The 17,345-nt window shown below is 60.6% G+C and carries 14 protein-coding genes and 2 pseudogenes; 10 read left to right on the top strand and 6 right to left on the bottom strand.

Annotated elements, in window-relative coordinates; all coding sequences use genetic code 11:
- Positions 1 to 361 precede the first annotated feature (361 nt).
- On the top strand, positions 362 to 796 hold the full coding sequence (locus tag C7I87_RS06180) for a hypothetical protein (protein ID WP_149903377.1): 435 nt from the start codon (positions 362 to 364) through the stop codon (positions 794 to 796).
- A gap of 156 nt (positions 797 to 952) precedes the next feature.
- On the opposite strand, the gene C7I87_RS06175 is transcribed toward C7I87_RS06180, so the two are convergent.
- The 4 genes from C7I87_RS06175 to C7I87_RS06160 form a co-directional block, all read right to left on the bottom strand.
- On the bottom strand, positions 953 to 1,324 hold the full coding sequence (locus C7I87_RS06175; protein ID WP_149903376.1) for a hypothetical protein: 372 nt from the start codon (positions 1,322 to 1,324) through the stop codon (positions 953 to 955).
- Positions 1,325 to 1,516: 192 nt separating this feature from the next.
- The gene (locus C7I87_RS06170; protein WP_149903375.1) at positions 1,517 to 2,341 is read right to left on the bottom strand and encodes a hypothetical protein; all 825 of its coding nucleotides are present in this window, start codon (positions 2,339 to 2,341) and stop codon (positions 1,517 to 1,519) included.
- A 52-nt stretch (positions 2,342 to 2,393) separates the two neighbouring features.
- Positions 2,394 to 2,654, bottom strand: a complete 261-nt coding sequence (locus tag C7I87_RS06165; protein ID WP_149903374.1) for a hypothetical protein — start codon at positions 2,652 to 2,654, stop codon at positions 2,394 to 2,396.
- On the bottom strand, positions 2,654 to 3,157 hold the full coding sequence (locus tag C7I87_RS06160; protein WP_149903373.1) for a MotA/TolQ/ExbB proton channel family protein: 504 nt from the start codon (positions 3,155 to 3,157) through the stop codon (positions 2,654 to 2,656). The genes C7I87_RS06165 and C7I87_RS06160 overlap by 1 nt, the downstream gene beginning before the upstream one ends.
- 406 nt (positions 3,158 to 3,563) lie before the next feature.
- On the opposite strand from C7I87_RS06160, the gene C7I87_RS06155 reads away from it, so the two are divergent.
- Genes C7I87_RS06155 through C7I87_RS06145 form a run of 3 tightly spaced genes read left to right on the top strand, consistent with a single transcriptional unit; the run spans position 3,564 to position 6,762 of the window.
- Positions 3,564 to 3,971, top strand: coding sequence for a c-type cytochrome (locus tag C7I87_RS06155; protein WP_149903372.1), 408 nt, complete (start codon positions 3,564 to 3,566; stop codon positions 3,969 to 3,971).
- A 48-nt stretch (positions 3,972 to 4,019) separates the two neighbouring features.
- The gene (locus C7I87_RS06150; RefSeq protein WP_149903371.1) at positions 4,020 to 4,502 is read left to right on the top strand and encodes a (2Fe-2S)-binding protein; all 483 of its coding nucleotides are present in this window, start codon (positions 4,020 to 4,022) and stop codon (positions 4,500 to 4,502) included.
- Positions 4,503 to 4,506: 4 nt separating this feature from the next.
- Positions 4,507 to 6,762, top strand: coding sequence for a xanthine dehydrogenase family protein molybdopterin-binding subunit (locus C7I87_RS06145; RefSeq protein ID WP_149903370.1), 2,256 nt, complete (start codon positions 4,507 to 4,509; stop codon positions 6,760 to 6,762).
- Between the two features lie 153 nt (positions 6,763 to 6,915).
- Here the strand turns inward: C7I87_RS06145 and C7I87_RS06140 are convergent.
- Together C7I87_RS06140 and C7I87_RS06135 are read right to left on the bottom strand one after the other, a co-directional pair.
- A pseudogene (locus C7I87_RS06140) lies at positions 6,916 to 7,433 on the bottom strand (transposase).
- Between the two features lie 136 nt (positions 7,434 to 7,569).
- A complete protein-coding gene (locus C7I87_RS06135; RefSeq protein ID WP_188393751.1) occupies positions 7,570 to 7,974 on the bottom strand; it encodes a cupin domain-containing protein in 405 nt (134 codons plus the stop codon).
- Positions 7,975 to 8,334: 360 nt separating this feature from the next.
- Here C7I87_RS06135 and C7I87_RS06130 point away from each other — a divergent pair, with 360 nt between their 5' ends.
- The 6 genes and pseudogenes from C7I87_RS06130 (at position 8,335) to C7I87_RS35855 (ending at position 17,237) form a co-directional block, all read left to right on the top strand.
- Entirely contained in the window at positions 8,335 to 9,810 is a 1,476-nt protein-coding gene (locus C7I87_RS06130; protein WP_373424644.1) for a catalase, read from the top strand.
- A 120-nt stretch (positions 9,811 to 9,930) separates the two neighbouring features.
- Positions 9,931 to 10,677, top strand: a complete 747-nt coding sequence (locus tag C7I87_RS06125; protein ID WP_149903367.1) for an MIP/aquaporin family protein — start codon at positions 9,931 to 9,933, stop codon at positions 10,675 to 10,677.
- Between the two features lie 693 nt (positions 10,678 to 11,370).
- A complete protein-coding gene (locus C7I87_RS06115) occupies positions 11,371 to 11,724 on the top strand; it encodes a c-type cytochrome (protein WP_188393750.1) in 354 nt (117 codons plus the stop codon).
- 1,465 nt (positions 11,725 to 13,189) lie between these two features.
- A complete protein-coding gene (locus C7I87_RS35130) occupies positions 13,190 to 13,603 on the top strand; it encodes a hypothetical protein (RefSeq protein WP_188393749.1) in 414 nt (137 codons plus the stop codon).
- A gap of 964 nt (positions 13,604 to 14,567) precedes the next feature.
- Positions 14,568 to 16,115, top strand: a pseudogene (locus C7I87_RS35860) (PAS domain S-box protein); the annotation flags it as partial.
- Positions 16,089 to 17,237, top strand: coding sequence for an ATP-binding protein (locus C7I87_RS35855; RefSeq protein ID WP_281409044.1), 1,149 nt, complete (start codon positions 16,089 to 16,091; stop codon positions 17,235 to 17,237). The pseudogene C7I87_RS35860 and the gene C7I87_RS35855, both read left to right, overlap by 27 nt.
- Positions 17,238 to 17,345: the final 108 nt, after the last annotated feature.

The following is a 17,345-nucleotide window of genomic DNA, read 5'->3' as shown; positions in this document are numbered from 1 at the left end:
AAGGGGTGCCCGTTTCATACGTCGGCATAATAGCGCGCCGGCCTTGCTCTGTTGTAAGCTTGCTTGCCGTTGGAGCAGTTCAGAACGAGTTTCAGGGAGACAACGCATTTCTCTACTGGCAGATCGCGGCCATCGGCGCCCTGGGCATTCTGTGTCTACTTCCGGCGTTGGCGCGATGTCGATTTCTAATGCCGTTCGCTGTGTGCCATCCGAGAAGGTGCAGAAGCCGCGCTCTGCTTCTATCCCCTCGTACCGGAATCGTCTGCTTTATGCGCGATCATTTGAGCTAAAGAGCTGACATAAAAACGTCACCGTCTCATCGCCCTGTGCGGTGAGGTTGTCTGCGCGGAGGTCCCAATCTGTGAAACGCATTCTTGTGCTGGCGTCCGTAGCGTTGGTTAGCGCATGCCAGTCGCCTTCGCCGAATACTGCCTCGGTCCCGGCTTCTTCTATGACGACGCTAAGCACCGCAGGCTTTGACCCGCTTCCCAACGACGCGCTCAAGACACTGATCGTCGGGAAGGTCCTTCACCTGGGCAAGGGCAACAGTGTTGCCACGTACTTTGCTGATGGGAAATACGATTCCGTCGGTACGAAGGACCATAGTACGGGAACGTATGCCTTTGAGGGCGACAAGGTATGCGTACACTTCATGGCCGGCCCAACCCGGAAAGGGAGTTGGTGCGGCCAGATTGCAATGATCGGCACAGACTATTGGCTGATTGCTACGAACGGTGACCGGTGGAAGGTCAAGTCGATCACACCCTTGGCTGAGCCTGCGCCGAAACCGTCATAGCAATGTCCGGTTACCAAGGCCAAACGTGTTTCATCCTGCGCGTTAAGCTCACCGGCCTCGAGCGCAGCCCAGGCTGTGGGCGGCCTGGACCATCTCGCGCTGAATGATCTTTCAGAGCCAGCGTGTCCTTTTTGGGGCGCGCTGGCGCTGGTGACTTCAGTTCGGATAATTTCCGTCGTGATTGTCGTCGTTAATGGCGAAGCCACTGCCGGTATCGACCATGAGCCTCTGGTCGAGATTATCAAGCCTTCGCAGTAATTGCTGAGATTGGGCAGCCGGTATCTTGCCGTGGTCCTCGGCGGCCGTTCTTTCGGCGGCCTGGGTGATACGAACTACCTGTATGTGCAGCCTTTGGGCCTCGGCCGGCGTGATCGTGTTCTGCTGCCTTGCGTCAGCGATGCCTTGGTCCACACCCTGCGCCTGATCGGCAATCGAGGTCGGCGTCACGTTGGCATAGGCGCCGGCGAACGGAACAGTGATGAGGAGGGTGATGAGGGTTACTGTCTTGAGAGTCCTGAAAGAGCGCATGATTGCGCCTCCTTTTTTCTTGGGGTGAGGGGCGATTGCTTCGCCTCGCGTTCCATCTGCGGGCCGTCCGGTTCCGTCGCGTCGCGATGCGGGGTTCATCGCCGGCGGTTCTCGGCCCACAACCCAGGTAGGAGTGCCCGCGGCAAATTATAATCATCCAAAGGATTGTCCCCTCATGCCTTGTTGTATGCATCAGGGCGCCCTACTGGGCACTGTCGCGGCGCTGTTGGGCGGACACAAATGCGCCACGGCGCCATCTTCCAAGCTGCAGGAGTGGAGCACGAAGCGAAAAACTCGGCTACGAGCCCGGCTGTGTATAGCGAGGGGACGAAACGCCGCTTTGGTAGTCGTTTGCCGGCAGGGCCGGTTGCGGCCGTGCGTAGCATCGACTCGCGTGTATCGAGACCGGCGTCGGCGGCCTGCATCTTCATCTCTATCCCAGTGCCCGTCGGCTTCCGCCTTGCCCATCGCATCTTGAAGCTGTTGGGCCGCCTGCTGGCTCCAGGGCAGTACGTAGGCGCGCAGCTCAGGTGAGCCAGCCGTGGTGAGCCATACGTAGATGGCCTCGTTCTCGATCGGAACGGCGCCCACCACTTGGGCTGTTGCCGTGTCGCGCCACTCGAGCGCGAGCGGCTTGGGGCGGCCAAGCAGCTCGCTGGCGCCGACATAGACCACAGTGATCAGCGCCAGGAAGATGCCGACCGAGAGGGTGCGGCGGGCAATGCCTGCATGCGGCAGGATGGCGAAGATGAACGCCCCGAGCAGCAGGGCGAATATGACGGGAGCGATCATCATTGGGAGGCCGCCGCGCGGGGGGTTTGAAGATGCTGTTGATGCTGCCGGCACCAGTTGGCCAGCCGAATCGAGCCGGAATCTCAAGACGGTAAGCTCCTGGTTGGGCTTGCGCAGCTGGACCGTCGTTGTGGCCAGCGGCGTGGACGACTTGGTGGCATCCGGCTTTACGCTGACGGTGACCTTCACCGGGATGGGATATGTGACGTTCACACCACGATACATGTGAACATTGATGGTATATTCGCCAGCGGGAGCCCCCCGCGAATAGGCAACTTCATGGTGGGAATCGGTCCGGCGTCATGCCCAGGTCGTCGCGCAGCAGATCGAACACCTTGCCGCTCTTGTTGGAGTAGCCGACCGGCACATCCCCGGGCGCCTGGACCCACAGATCGACGTCGGCGTCAAGCTTGCCGGGCCATTGCATCTCGACGGCGACGTTTCCGGGCGCCGTGACGCCATCGGTTTCGTTCGCCGTGGCTGGCGGGTTCATCACCGTCATCATGAGCATGGTCATGATGACGAAGCCGCCGAGCATCAAGAGCGCGGTGTCGAGCCAGACGTGAGAGTTTCCTCATCCATCGACAGGCGAAGATTGATCTTAAGCCTCTGGTTCGTGATTATACCGAGCAGCGTCGCATAGAGCGCGACATACATGCCGTCGATGACCGACGCGATCATCGGGCGGATCGCATTGGGGTCGGCCGAGCCGCCGGCGCGCGCCGCAGAGAAAGCGACGATGAGCCCAACCACGGTTCCAAGCAGCCAATCGACATCGCGCCACCGCTGAAGGAAGATGCACAGAATGCCCAGGGCGCCGATGGCTGCGATCAACCAGCACAGAAACGCGTTGTTGCCGGCGAACGCTTTACCGGCAATGCCGGCGACCCACAGCCCGACGATTCCCGCGGCGCCGGCCGTGATGTGCTCAAGCTTCTGCACGAGAGCCGAAACGACGCCGCACACGACCTCCGCAGCCCCGCTTAATTCCGGACAGCTATAGACAATTGCGGACTGCACACCGTCGATGCCCGCATCCATATCGATGATGCGGCCTTGCCGCGCCAGTACGAAATTCTGTCGGGGCTCGAAACGACGTCGCGCCCGACTGAACGGAAGGACGATAAGTAGCCGCCAATTGTCCGCACACAGCTGGCCCGGGTTATGCCGATCCGGTGTACACGGGTCAGCAACACGCTAGGATCATCGAGGACGGCGGCTGTTGCATCCTGCCTTCCGATCGGGCCGTCCAGTTCCGTCGCGTCACGATGTGAGAGCATCGCCGGCGGTTCTCGGCCCAGAACAGAAGGTAGGAATGAGGTCTCGGCCAGCCGAGTCGCGGTTCCGCCTTTTGGCAAGATCGGCACAATCTCCGCAAGCTCCAGCAATCGTCGGCTCGTCACGTCCGGTACAACAGGCGAGCTTCGCATCGGAGATGAGCGATACCATGCGTTACACCGCCTCGGTTCCGCACTCAGTCACGGGTTTGAGCACGCTGCCATTGCTCGTTGCAGCCCAGTTGCTCGGCACGAGCCAGCCCGGTGCCGCCGCTGACGCCACGGCGGGTCAGGCTTTTTTCGGCAGCCACTGTGCGGCTTGCCACTCCAACAGCCCCGGCTTGAACCGCATCGGTCCTTCGTTGGCAGGCGTTGTCGGCAGGAAGAGCGGAACCGTAGCCGGCTTCAACTATTCCGTCAGCCTCAAAAACGCTGGCGTGACCTGGGACGACGGGTCGCTCGACAAGTTCCTGCAGAATCCCAATGGCTTCGTCCACGGCACCAAGATGTTCATCAGCGTTCCCAATCCGGCGGATCGCCAGAACATCATTGCCTATCTCGGCACGCTCAAGCCCTGAGGCGCGCCCGCCAAGCGTATCCCCGATCCCAGTCACGGAGAGTCTCGAATGCCTCGCATTTCGATCAACGGAGTGGCGCACGATATCGATGCCGACCCGCAAATGCCCCTGCTGTGGGTCATCCGCGACATTCTCGGCATGACCGGCACCAAATTCGGATGCGGCGTGGGCGCCTGCGGTGCGTGCACCGTGCACATCGACGGCAGCGCCACACGATCCTGCATGACCGCACTCGCCGACGTCGCGGGGCACGAGGTCACCACTATCGAGGGGCTGAGCGCTGACGGCAGCCATCCTGTCCAGCAGGCCTGGGTCGCGCACAACGTTCCACAGTGCGGTTATTGTCAGGCGGGTCAGATCATGCAGGCCGCCGATCTCATGAAACAGACGCCGAATCCGTCCGAACAGCAGATCATCGACGCCATGTCAGGCAACATCTGCCGGTGCGGTACGTATCAGCGCATCCGCGCCGCGATCACGGCGGCCACGGACCTCCACGCCTCGACGCAGTCATCCAGCAAGGCCCGTTAAGTCAATGACGCACATCATCAATCTGAGCCGCCGCGACCTCCTCAAGGCTGGCGCGGGCGTTTCCGCCCTTGTTCTGGGCATGCACGCGGGGCTTCGCGAATTTCCGGTAGCGCAGGCGGCCGAAGGCGCGTCCTTCGAGCCCAACGTCTATCTCGGCATCGATGAGACAGGGCTGGTCACGATCGTCGCCCACCGCTCCGAGATGGGGACCGGCATCCGCACCGGGCTGCCGATGGTGCTCGCCGACGAACTCGAGGCGGACTGGTCGCGCGTCAAGGTCCTCCAGGCAAACGGCGATCCGAAATATGGCGACCAGAATACCGACGGGTCGCGGAGCATGCGCCAGTTCTACCAGACCATGCGTGTCGCCGGAGCGACCGCCCGGCAGATGCTAGAAGATGCCGCCGCTCTGACCTGGCACGTCGATCCGAACGAGTGCCACGCGCGCAACCATGCGGTCGTCCACACGCCGACCGGCCGGCAACTGCCGTTCGGCGATCTCGTCAAGTTGGCCGCCGGCCTGCCCGTCCCCTCGGACGACCACATCTCCTTGCATTTCAAATCGCCGCAGGCGCGCCGCTACGTCGGCAAGCCGGTGCCGATTGTCGACCTACACGACATCGTGCGCGGTCAGGCGAAATACGGTATCGACACCGTGCTGCCCGGAATGAAATACGCCTCGATCGAGCGCTGTCCGGTCTACGGCGGAAAGGTGCGATCCTTCGACAGCAAGGCCGCATTGGCGGTGCCCGGCGTCGAGCAGGTGGTCGAGGTACCGGCGACGCCGGCGCCGTCCGGCTTCAACCCGCTAGGCGGGATCGCCGTGATTGCGAACAGCACCTGGGCGGCACAGCAGGGCCGCCTGCAGCTCAAGATCGACTGGGATTTCGGCGCGAACGCCGGCTACGACACCACGAGCTACCGCAAGGAGCTCGAGGCGACCGCGCAGAAGGCAGGTCGTGTCGTACGGGCCGAAGGCGATGTCGACGGCGCCCTGCAATCAGCCGCGAAGCGCGTCTCGGCGGACTATTTCGTGCCCCACTATTCCCACGCTCCGATGGAGGTTCCGGCGGCCGCCGCGCGCGTCGAGAACAGCAAGTGTGAGGTCTGGGCGCCGAGCCAGAACCCGCAAGGGGCGCGCACGACCGTGGCCGACGTGCTCAGCCTGAAGGAGTCGGACGTGACGATCCACACGACCCTGCTCGGCGGCGCGTTCGGGCGCAAGTCGAAGCATGACTTCATCGCCGAGGCGGCCTGGCTCGCGCAGAAAATCGGCGCACCTGTCAAGGTGACCTGGACGCGTGAAGACGACATCCAGCACGACTATTTCCACGCGATCTGCGCACAGCACATCGAGGCCGGCCTCGACGGCAACGGCGCCGCCACGGCCTGGCTGCACCGGACCGTATTCCCGCCGATCGAGGCGACATTCCAACCCAGCGTGACCTATGGGACCGCGGGCGAGCTGCAGCAAGGCTTCATGGACGTGCCCTATGCCATCGCCAATGTCCGGTGCGAAAATGGCCCGGCGCAAAACCATGTCCGCATCGGCTGGTACCGCTCGGTGTTCAACGTGCCGCACGCCTTCGCCGTTTGCTCGTTTGCAGACGAGCTCGCGGCAGCCGCGGGCAGGGATCCCGTCGAATACCTCCGCGAGCTCATCGGTCCCGCCCGCATCATCGATCTAAGGGCGATCGGGGTCGACTACCCCAATTACGGCGCTCCGCTCGACCAGTATCCGATCGACACGGCACGGCTGCACGGAGTGCTCGACCTCGCTGTCGCCAATAGCGGGTGGGGCGAGGCGCTTCCGCAGCGCCACGGCCGTGGTGTCGCCGTCCACCGCAGCTTCCTCACCTACGTCGCCGTTGTCGCTCACGTGGCCATCGGCAATGACGGGCAGATCGCGATCCCTCGCATCGATATGGCCGTCGATTGCGGACTGGTCGTTAACCCCGATCGTGTGCGCTCGCAGTTCGAAGGCGCGGCCATCATGGCCATCAGCAATGCGCTCTACAGCAACATCACCGCCAAAGACGGCCGCATCGAGCAAAGCAATTTTACCGACTATGACGTGGCGCGGACTGACATCACGCCGGAGACGCACGTCCACATCGTCGAGAGCAGCGCGCCGCCTGCCGGCGTCGGCGAGCCCGGCGTGCCGCCGACTGCGCCGGCTATCTGTAACGCCATATTTGCCGCGACAGGCAAGCGCATTCGCGCGCTCCCCATCGACCCCAGCGAGCTGAAAAGCACCTGAAAGTTGGTCAATCTTGTGAGGGCCGAGGGGTCGGCGCTGACGTACCGATCACGCCGAACCTCTCCATCAGTTCCGTGGGTACTGTCACGTTATTTGGAAAGTTTTGTGTTGAGCAGCCGAACGATAGTCATGCCAGCATTTTAGTCAGGCTCTTCATTCCGCCATGGCCTTCAGGCGGTGGATGTGGATGGCGGTCGCTGAACGTTTGTAGCTTGGTGGAACGAAGAGATTTCGCAGCGTCGAAAAGACCGAGATGAAACGCTGCAAGCCTCCAGGTGATCGGAAGCCCTGCGATGCTCGACGTCCGGCATCGCCTGACGTTCTGCCGCGCCATAGGATCGTAGCTTATCGGTGATGATGCGTTTGGAGCGATCCCCTGCTTCTTCAGAAGCCTGATCGCGCCAGAGCCAGTGGTTGCGGCCGCCGATGGAGATTACGACCTCATCCAGGTGCCAGATGTCACTGTGTGATGGCTTTTTGCGATGCATTTGCCGGGCTCAGGCGGGACCGAACTTCCGGACAGTTTCATAAGAAACAATGATGCCGCGTTCCAACAGCATTTCCTCGACCATTCGCAGGCTCAATGGGAACCGGAACTACAGCCAAACTGCCCGCGCGATGATCTGTGGTGGAAAGCGGTGATGTTTGTAACTGACCGCGGACATGCTCATGACGACCGGTTACCGCCATTACGCAAAGCCATAACGAATGTGACACCACCCCCGATGCCAGCTCTTTCGCCGTCGATTGTAAGAGCGATGGAACGGACGGCAGGCTAGCCTGAAGCTCACAGCTAGCTAGCCTTGATTACGGCCACGTTTGGTCGGGAAGATTGACGACGATTGGGGTTGAGGTGCTCCTGACGACTACCCAGCGAAAGGCTTCAAAATCTGAGGGATTGATTTCCATGTGCGGCAAAAACGCGGGCACATGGATAAAGTCGCCCGCTTTCGCGTGCCCAGCATATTCGCCGTTCGCGCCCCAGCGGACTTCGCATACGCCCGACAAGACATAGGCGATCGTCTGCTGCTCTCCGTGATGATGGATGCCCGTGCGGGCTCCCGGCTTAACCTCGAACAACCCGCCCCACAGCGTCGATTGGATGCCCCGCTGCGGTGCGACTGCTGCCAAGCGCGCGGAACCTGATGTCTGTTCCGTACCTGGGTCGAAGTCAGGCGGGCTGACGATGCGAATTGGTGGGTATTCGGTCAACACTACAAACAGCTCCTACTCGGTCGAAAAATAGATGCGCTCTCGCTCATGGGACTGCAATTTGACGGCACCTGCAAAGCCTAAGCTGGAGATAGTCTCGATGTTCGGCAGAATCCGAGCTTGTCGGGCATTGCTTCATTCGTGCCGCTATTGCCACGAACTGCTGCGGCGCCTTGAGGTTCCCGGGGACGCGCCTTCTCTGGCCGCGTAATCCATTGAGCAACCGTTGGGGCAAGAAAGAGCGAAGAACAGCAACTCTCGCCAAGCGACGCCTTGCTCGCTGAATTACAAGCAAGACCATGGGCAGGAGACCACCGTGAACTTAGCGGCCGAAATGCGGGCGCGGCGCCCAAAACGTTTGTGACAGAAAAGGAGCCCAACATGTCCACCCCCAAATTCACCAATGCCACCGGCGCGCCGGTCTCCGACAACACAAACATCATGACCGCCGGTCCGCGCGGCCCTGCGCTGCTGCAGGACATTTGGCTAATCGAAAAGTTGGCAAATTTCGACCGGGAGGTGATCCCGGAGCGGCGCATGCATGCCAAGGGCTGGGGCGCATACGGAACCTTTACCGTAACGCACGACGTCACCTGCTACACCAAGGCCAAGATCTTCTCGGAGATCGGCAAGGTGACGCCAATGTTCGCGCGCTTCTCGACCGTCGCCGGCGAGCGCGGCGCGGCCGATGCGGAACGTGACATCCGCGGCACCGCGCTCAAGTTCTACACCGAAGAGGGCAACTGGGACATCGTGGGCAACAATACCCCCGTGTTCTTCTTCCGTGATCCGTTGCGGTTCCCGGACCTGAACCATGCCATCAAGCGCGATCCGCGTACTGGCCTGCGCAGCGCGGACAACAATTGGGATTTTTGGACACTGCTCCCCGAGGCGCTTCACCAGGTTACTGTCGTCATGTCCGATCGCGGCATCCCGAAGAGCTTCCGCAACATGCACTTGTTCGGCAGTCATACCTTTTCCATGATCAATGCCGCCAACGAACGTGTTTGGGTCAAGTTCCACTTCCGCACGCATCAGGGCATTGCCAACCTTACCGACGCCGAAGCGGCTGCACTCGTGGCGAGCGACCGGGAGAGCAACGGACGCGACCTCCTTGATGCCATCGAGCGGAGCGACTTTCCGCGCTGGACACTCTTCATCCAGGTCATGACCGAGGCTCAGGCTGAGACCCACAAACATAATCCCTTCGACCTGACCAAGGTGTGGCCGAAGGCCGACTACCCGCTGATCGAGGTCGGCGTGATTGAGCTCAACCGCTATCCTGAGAATTATTTCGCCGAAGTGGAACAGGCTGGTTTCTCCCCTGCCAACATCGTTCCCGGTATCGGCTTCTCGCCCGACAAAATGCTCCAGGCTCGGCTATTCTCCTATGGCGACGCGCAGCGCTACCGCCTTGGGGTCAATTTCAATCATATACCGGTCAACGCTCCGAAGTGCCCGTTCCAAAGCTACCATCGCGACGGCAAGATGCGAACCGACGGCAATCTCGGCGGAACGATCAGTTTCAATCCAAACAGCGCCGGCCTTTGGGACGACCAGCCCGATTTCGCCGAGCCGGCGCTGCCGCTCGACGGGGACGCGGCGCATTACGACCATCGCGTGGATGACGATCATTGGGAGCAGCCTGGCAACCTGTTCCGCAAGATGACTACGCAGCAGCGGCAAGTGCTGTTTGATAACACCGCCCGCGCGATGGGTGATGCACGGTCGCACGTCAAGCAGCGCCATGTGGAGAACTGCGCGCGGGCCGATCCGGCATACGGCGCGGGCGTGGCGCGGGCGTTGCAGATGTCCTCACGGGTCGCAGCCGAATAGAGACCTGCTTCGCCGATCGTCGGACGTTCTGCGTTTGTCGGTCGGCGAGCCCCCAGCATTTTGCGCTCGGCCGAACCTTATCGCTCGAGTTAGCGCCCAACCCATCTCAGGAGATCAGCGATGTCCACACCAATTGCCCCCAAGCTCCTTGCGGAGTTCATCGGCACCTTCGCCTTCGTGTTCATCGGCGCCGGCGCGGCTGCGGTGGTCGGCGACGGAACCGGCCTGAACGGTATCGCCGCGATTGCCTTCGCCCATGGCCTGACCATCATGGTCTTTGCCTTTGCTTACGGCAGCATTTCGGGAGGTCACATGAACCCGGCGGTCACCGTCGGCGTGCTCGCAGCCGGCGCCATGCGCGTCGGCGACGCGCTCGGCTACATCGTGAGTCAGCTCGTCGGCGGCATCGCCGGCGCGCTGGCATTGCTGGCCGTGCTCGGCGGCACGGCTACAGGGCTCGGCATGCCGCAACTGGCGCACGGTCTCGTGCTAGGCGCGACGACGGTCACGATCACGCCCGCAGCCGGCTTCGTGATCGACGCTGCGCTCGCTTTCTTCCTGGTAACTGTCGTGCTCAGCACCGCTGTGGCCGGTCGTGCCGGCAACCTCGCGCCGCTAGCGATCGGAATGACTGTCACGCTCAATATCCTCATGGCCGCAGCCTTGACGGGCGCTCCGTTCAATCCGGCGCGGGCTCTTGGCCCTATGGTAGCGACCGGAAACTTCACCGATGCGTGGCTGTATACGATAGCACCAGTCATCGGTGCTGTGGTCGCCGCTTTCGTGCATTTGGGACTGAGGCGGCTAGCCCGCGAGGATCGAATAGGCGCGCAGGCCCCAGCTGCGCCAGCCGCGCCAGCTGAATGAGTGTCGCTCGGTCAAACTCCCAAGCGCCGGCTCAACGTGCACAGCAGTCGGATGACGCCCGCCGACCCTAGGAGACGATGATGGAACAATCGGAAAGGGTTATGAACAATACGCGATATTCTTCGGCAAGGCTGATCATCCGACAGCGGGAGCCAACAAATCTGGAGACTCCTTTCGATCGGATCGACTCCTGTCTCACTCCGACGGCGCCGTTCTACATACGCAGTCATGTTCCGAGGCTGACGCCCGAGGTCGAGCGCAACGAAGGACTGAATCCGCAGGAGTCAATCTACCGGGCCTACATCATTTCAGGCCGATCTTGATGCCCGCAACGGCAGCCATTCTCGGCGGCGTGCCTATGATGCTTGGCACCGGCGCGCGCGGGATCGGAAATACGCCAGCCACTCGGCTACGCCATCGTGGGTGGCCTGGCGCTGTCGCAACTCCTGACGCTTTACCGGTGGTCTGCCTGTATCTTGATCGACCGGGCAAGTTTCTGGGCCGCCTACCCGGCAGACATGTGGCGCTGTAGCCCCCTCGAGCGAACACCGATCCCCGCATGAGTAAGGATTTTTTCGAGATGTAAATCGTTTGGGCCGAACCCTTGGCATCGCTGTCGTCGTGATTGCTGGGGCGGGCCAAGCTCTGTTGTACATGAATGGCTCTCGGGCTTCCCCTGTCCCGGCCGGCCAGGTGGAAATTCCTGCCAATCTCGAGACTCTTCAGGCAGAACAGGCTGGAGCCCGCCTATTCCGGCAGAATTGCGTCTCGTGTCATGGTTCTCCGGGCGTGCCCGCAAGCGTACAGGGACTGAAGCCCGAGCCCCCGAACCTGCTGCGCGCCGGTCGGCGGAACGATCCCGCGCAAGTGTTCGGGAAGATCAAGAATGGCATTCCTGGAACCGCCATGCCTGCTTGGGGCGACCAGCTTCCGGATCAAAGCATCTGGGCGCTCGCGGCGTTCCTTCACCACTCCCGGGGCATCTCGAAGGGCGACTTCGACGCGCTCAGCTCGGCGGAGACCGATGGCAGCCCAAAGAGCCGCTGACCACAAATGGAATGAGTTCCTGATGTAGCCGCGATCGTCGTTCGACTGACCGGCTTTGGCCTGCCAGAGGAAGGTCGCATAACGGTCTCTCTGGCCGGCAGCTGACTTCGCCATGCTGCTGCTTCCTTGCCAAGCGGGATGAGTTCTACGGTCAACGGATCGGGGATGTCAGGGATCTCCAAGACGAAAGCCGCAAGAGCGAACTACAAAATGTGGCTCGATGAGGAAACAATCCCTCCGACGGTACTCTGCGGCGGCAGGATGATTGTGGTGAAAGCCGTGCGGCATGTGCCCGGCGGGTCTTCCGTCGCGCGATCAAGACCTTGTCAGCTGGGCGAATAGCCCGCTCACGCTGATAGCCGACGGAGCGGGCTGTTAACGGCAAGTCTCGGGAGGAAAGATTGCCACCTTCGAACCTCCGCGGGCCGTGAACGTTTTGCGAACGCAGTACCATTTCGGACCAAGTCGGCCTGCTCTGTCATTTCTTAATGACTCAATATGCAGGTGGAGTCATGGTGTGGTCCAAGAGCGGGATATCCCGCTTAATAGCCCGCAGGCACAGACACTCGCATCCCACGTCCTGAAGCTTTTCCTGAACGGCCTTACAGGCGAGGAAGAGCTTCTAGGCGCCGAGCGAAACCGCATGAAAAGGCAAGCTCAGATCGATGCCCTGAAGCCGCCGCCTATGCTCCAGCACGTGGTGTCCCACAGCTAGCCGCGCGCCGTCAGATCCGCGCGCCTTCGTGCACATCGGAAACTGGGCGAGGAACCACGTGAGGCCTAGCAGATCTGCGGTGCCTCCCGGGCTGCCGCATCCTGCGGAACAATGTTTGGTTGTTGGCTCGCATCGTGCCGGTTCAGGGCGCTCGTCAAACATTGTACCGCTCAATTCGACGACGCCCTCGTCGACCTGTAACTCTATCAAAGTGCCCGTTGCGCCAGCCTGGCTCTGCAGCTCGGCCACGATGAGCCCGTCGTCCGCAGCTATGGCGCCTGATTGCGTCTGGATGCGAACCAGGGCGGGTAGCGGTCCGTGCGCGTGATGATGCCGACGGGCTCACAGCCTCGACGTCATGACGGGTCGTCAGTCCAACAATATCCGCCACACCGAGGCACCGGGAGGCGAAGGTGCAACCTCGGTTGTCATCACCTCGTCGACCCGCGCCGATGGCGCGAATATATTTCGTCGGCGATCGGCCGATCAAAATTTCAGCCACCCGGACGGGGCCTTCGGTCTCGATTCCGATATGTGAATAATGCGCTCGCTCGTCTTCCCAATCGCAGGCCGGAGACGCGTCCAAATTTTCCCCGGATTAAACTCCTGTAATAATCTCGGGATTCGTTGAAGTAATGGTCGCTTGTATAGGCAAGGTAACCACAACGTATTATTTAATAAAGGCCTCCTGCATCTATATCCAGGGCAGCTTTCGGAATTCTCCGAGAGCGTCTAGATCAGGAGTTTATCATGAGAAAAGTAACAGCAATATTGGCGACGTTGGCCTTGGGGGCGGCCCTTGCAACCGGTACGGCAACAGTCTCGATGGCCCGCGGCGGTGGCGGCGGCCATGGCGGTGGGGGCGGCCATGGCGGTGGCCATGGCGGTGGTCACAGCATGGGTGGCGGCTTCAGCGGCGGCCATGGCTTTGGCGGTGGCCACGGCCTTGGAGATGGCGCTCATGCCTTTGGTAGCATTGCTGGCAGCCGTGCCGTGGTCGGCAATCTTGGCGTCAACCATGCAGTCGCAACGGGCCATGACCGCGTTGCGGAGCGGCATTTCGAACGGGATCGCCGGGACAATCAGTATTGGGGCCCGTACGCCTCCTGCCAATACCCCCGCCGCTACGATTTTCCCTTCTTGTACTACGCGCATTGCCTATGAGATGGCTTGAGTGATCGTTTTGCACGGCTGTCGCAAGCGGGTTTGCGACGGCCGTGCAAACAAGAAAATCCGGGTGAGTGCAGGAATACGAAGGTATATGGCCTGCGACCTGAGCAGATAGGTCGCGCAAACCGTCATACACTGGAGCGATATCCCAGACGTTGTAAATTCTGGCTGACGTTGAATTGAAGCTCTTGCTCTACAAATGGAGCGTTCCGCCCCGGCGACCGTCGATCGCTGAATGGGAAATGTGCCGTCGGCGCGAGCATCAATTCGACTGCACAAGTAAGTTACCGGTGTGGTGACGAGATGAGGTAGATGAATGCTCTGTATCAATTGCGAATCTAGGTTCAATCGGCGACCCTCACAATACTATTTCTGTTCGAATACGTGCTGGGAACACGCCAGGGAAAATACTCCGTGGAGCATTCTATCGGAGGGCCTCCCTCGGTTCGCGTCGCCTATTGTGCCGCGGTCACGTGAGCCGAGTGGAAACACTGCGGATGCCGCGCTTCCTTGATGTGATCCTCGCTGGTCCCCCTGGGATACCATCGGCATGGTTCAATGCAACGCGGACAAGAAGGGGAAGTGCCGAGAACCTCAAGCGACGCCAAAACTGGCAAGCCAGGAACAAACACGGCAAAATTCGCATAGCGCTGTGAACGACAGCGAGCTAAGCTCCGACCAAGCGCTAGCCATATTGGCCAGCCGGACGGGTCAGCCAACGTGTTGAACTGACTAGTCGGTTCTGTCCCGCTCCGCCACTCCATCACACTGAGAGCTATCCTGCCAGATTATGCCTATGCGGCCCGCCGAGCAGAACTTGAGCACCTCTTCACCATGGTCCGCAGCCTGAAGCCGCCAGCCTTGAAGGCGCCAGCACTCATTTTGTCCATTGCAAACTCTCGGCATCTAGCGCTCTGTGGAATTTCCGGTGATCGCAGAGCGCCAAGCGACAGCCAAGATGATTAACCAGTCGCACCCGCTTCGGCGGGCAAGCAAGACGCTACCTTTTGCTATAAGCGGCGCGCTTGCGACAGCAATCTTCGTTGCGGATACGGCCACGCAGGCTGACATCCCGGTGGGGGTTTTCTATGTTGCTGTTGTCTTGATGGCTACCAGGTTCTGCCGCGTGTGGGGCCTCACAATGATTACCGCGGGCTGTATTGGGCTCACCTTATTGAGCTATTTTCTATCGGCACCCGAAGCGCCGGACACTCCTGGTGTCGTCAACCTCTTAGTCAGTATCGGCGTTATCGGGGTGACCGCCCTGCTCGTCGTGCATGGCCAATCAGCGGCAGAAACAGTCCGCGAGCAGGCCAGCCTCCTTGGGCTCTCGCACGATGCCATTTTGGTGCGCGATATGCGTCATCGGATCACCTATTGGAATCGCGCTGCCGAGAGCCTGTACGGATGGACGAGCTACGAAGCCGTAGGAAACGTGTGCCACCAGCTTATGCAAACGATCTTTCCGGCGCCGCTTGAAGAGATCAACGCCGAGCTGCTACGCAGCAACGGTTGGGAAGGCGAACTCATTCATACGAAGCGCGACGGAACGCAGGTCGCAGTAGCCAGCCGATGGGCATTACAGCGGGACGGAGGAGGCCATCCTGTTGCCGTTTTGGAGACTAACAACGACATCACCGGGCGCCAGCGCGCAGAGGAGGCGCTGCGCGAGAGCGAGAGACGGTACAAGAGCATCTTCCGGACGGCAGGCGTATCGATATTGGAAGAGGACTTCTCTCTGATCAAAGCCGCAATAGACGAGCTCAAGGCCAAGGGCGTCGAAGACTTCCGTGCCTATTTCGCTTCACATCCGGAGTTTGTACGACAATGCATTTCGCTGGTGAAGGTGATCGACGTGAACGACACCACGATCGACCTGTTCAACGCCGAGAGCAAGAACCAGCTCCTCGATTCGCTCGATGCCGTATTTACCCCGGAAACACCGGAAACGATGGACGCGTTTGCCGGGGGACTGATCGCAATCGCAGAAGGGCTCTCCCTTTTTTCAGCCGAAACGACGCTTCAAACACTGAAAGGGGACCGACGGACGGTCCTTTTGGCGGTCACACTCCCACCCGGATCTTCCAAGCTCGACCGTGTGTTACTGACACTTACGGACATTACCAAGCGCAAGCATGCTGAGGAAGCACTTCGGGAAAACGAAGAAAAGTGGAGAGGAGTATTCGAGCATAATCCGACTATGTATTTCATGATCGGTGCCACCCGGACCGTCCTGTCCGTGAATCCCTACGGAGCCGAGCAACTTGGCTACCGGGTCGACGAGTTGGTGGGTGAATCCGCACTGAAGATATTCCATGAAGCTGATCGAGCTGAAGCGCAGCGTAACATGACGCGGTGCCTCGACGAACTCGGCAAAGTCGCCAGTTGGGAGCTGCGCAAGCTCCGTAAGAGCGGCGAGGTGCTCTGGGTTCGCGAAACTGCCAGAGCCATGCTGATGAAGGGTGTGCCCGTCATCTTGATTGTCTGCGAAGACATCGCAGAACGCAAACGCGCAGAATATCTGGCCGCCCAGGTATTTGAAAGCTCACCCGACGCCATTTCCATGGTGGGGAAAGACCACCGATATCGACGCGTAAATCCGGTTTATGAGCGACTTTGGGGAGTGCCGGTCCACATGTGCATTGGGAAGCATGTGGCTGACCTTTTGGGGGCCGCGGCCTTTGAACAGACCATCAAACCGCATTTGGATCGGTGTTTCGAGGGCGAAGAAGTACGTTACACGGAGTGGTTCACGACCTCGCTCGGGCGACGCTACCTTGCCATGTCGTATACGCCGTTGCGGATGGATTCCAGCCGCGTCGAAGCCGCACTTGTGGTCGTACGCGATCTTACGGACCTCATTATGATCTCTGAAGCCTTGCGAACTGCTCAGGCGGAACTCGCACGAGTCAACCGCGTCACCACCATGGGGCAACTCACGGCCTCGATCGCACATGAGGTCAGCCAGCCCATCACCGCAACGCTCGCCAACGCTCAGGCGGCGTTGCGGTGGCTGGCGGGCCAACCGCCTAACGTGGAGGAAGTGCGGCTCGCACTCGATGAAATCGTGAAAAGCAGCAACCGGGCCGGCGATGTCATCGGTCGTATCCGAGCTCTCGTCAAAAAAGCACCGCCACGGAAAGATCGGTTCGACCTCAACGAAGCCGTTCGGGACGTGATTGCCTTGACACGCAGTGAAGTGCTGCGGCAGCGCGTCTCGTTACAGGCTGAGCTCGCGAGGGATCTGGCGCCGGTTAGTGGCGACCGTATCCTGCTGCAACAGGTGCTCCTTAACCTGATCATGAATGCCGTCGAGGCGATGAGCAGCACTACCAAAGGGGAACTGAACCTGCGGATCAGCACCGAGATAGAGACGGATGGGGGGATACGCGTGGCAGTGTGCGATAGCGGTCCCGGATTGGACCCTCAGAGCCTGGACCGCGTTTTCGATGCCTTCTACACGACCAAACCGGACGGCATGGGCATGGGTCTGGCAATCTGCCGGTCGCTCGTAGAAGCCCATGGCGGACGGCTGTGGGCCAGTGCGAACCAACCGCGGGGTGCCGTCTTTCAGTTCACGCTGCCCCCGGAAAGTGATGAGACCGCCTCCGCCCCACGCGCCAGGTAGGCGCCCGACCACCCGTCTCTGAAATGCATGAAGATGTTGCAGGAACCATCGCGTGGCTGCTATCAGAAGACGCTGGGCTAGTCCGGACAGGACATGGTGGTCGATGGC

This window comes from Mesorhizobium sp. SARCC-RB16n (assembly GCF_008520305.1).
Classification (GTDB): domain Bacteria; phylum Pseudomonadota; class Alphaproteobacteria; order Rhizobiales; family Rhizobiaceae; genus Mesorhizobium.
This window is presented reverse-complemented; position numbering and strand designations above follow the sequence as displayed.

Coding starts and splice junctions, on each gene's coding strand:
- C7I87_RS06175 (WP_149903376.1), bottom strand. CDS start 1,324: ATGCGCTCTTTCAGGACTCTCAAGACAGTAACCCTCATCACCCTCCTC.
- C7I87_RS06170 (WP_149903375.1), bottom strand. CDS start 2,341: ATGTATCGTGGTGTGAACGTCACATATCCCATCCCGGTGAAGGTCACC.
- C7I87_RS06165 (WP_149903374.1), bottom strand. CDS start 2,654: ATGCTCGGCGGCTTCGTCATCATGACCATGCTCATGATGACGGTGATG.
- C7I87_RS06160 (WP_149903373.1), bottom strand. CDS start 3,157: ATGGATGCGGGCATCGACGGTGTGCAGTCCGCAATTGTCTATAGCTGT.
- C7I87_RS06155 (WP_149903372.1), top strand. CDS start 3,564: ATGCGTTACACCGCCTCGGTTCCGCACTCAGTCACGGGTTTGAGCACG.
- C7I87_RS06150 (WP_149903371.1), top strand. CDS start 4,020: ATGCCTCGCATTTCGATCAACGGAGTGGCGCACGATATCGATGCCGAC.
- C7I87_RS06145 (WP_149903370.1), top strand. CDS start 4,507: ATGACGCACATCATCAATCTGAGCCGCCGCGACCTCCTCAAGGCTGGC.
- C7I87_RS06125 (WP_149903367.1), top strand. CDS start 9,931: ATGTCCACACCAATTGCCCCCAAGCTCCTTGCGGAGTTCATCGGCACC.
- C7I87_RS35130 (WP_188393749.1), top strand. CDS start 13,190: ATGAGAAAAGTAACAGCAATATTGGCGACGTTGGCCTTGGGGGCGGCC.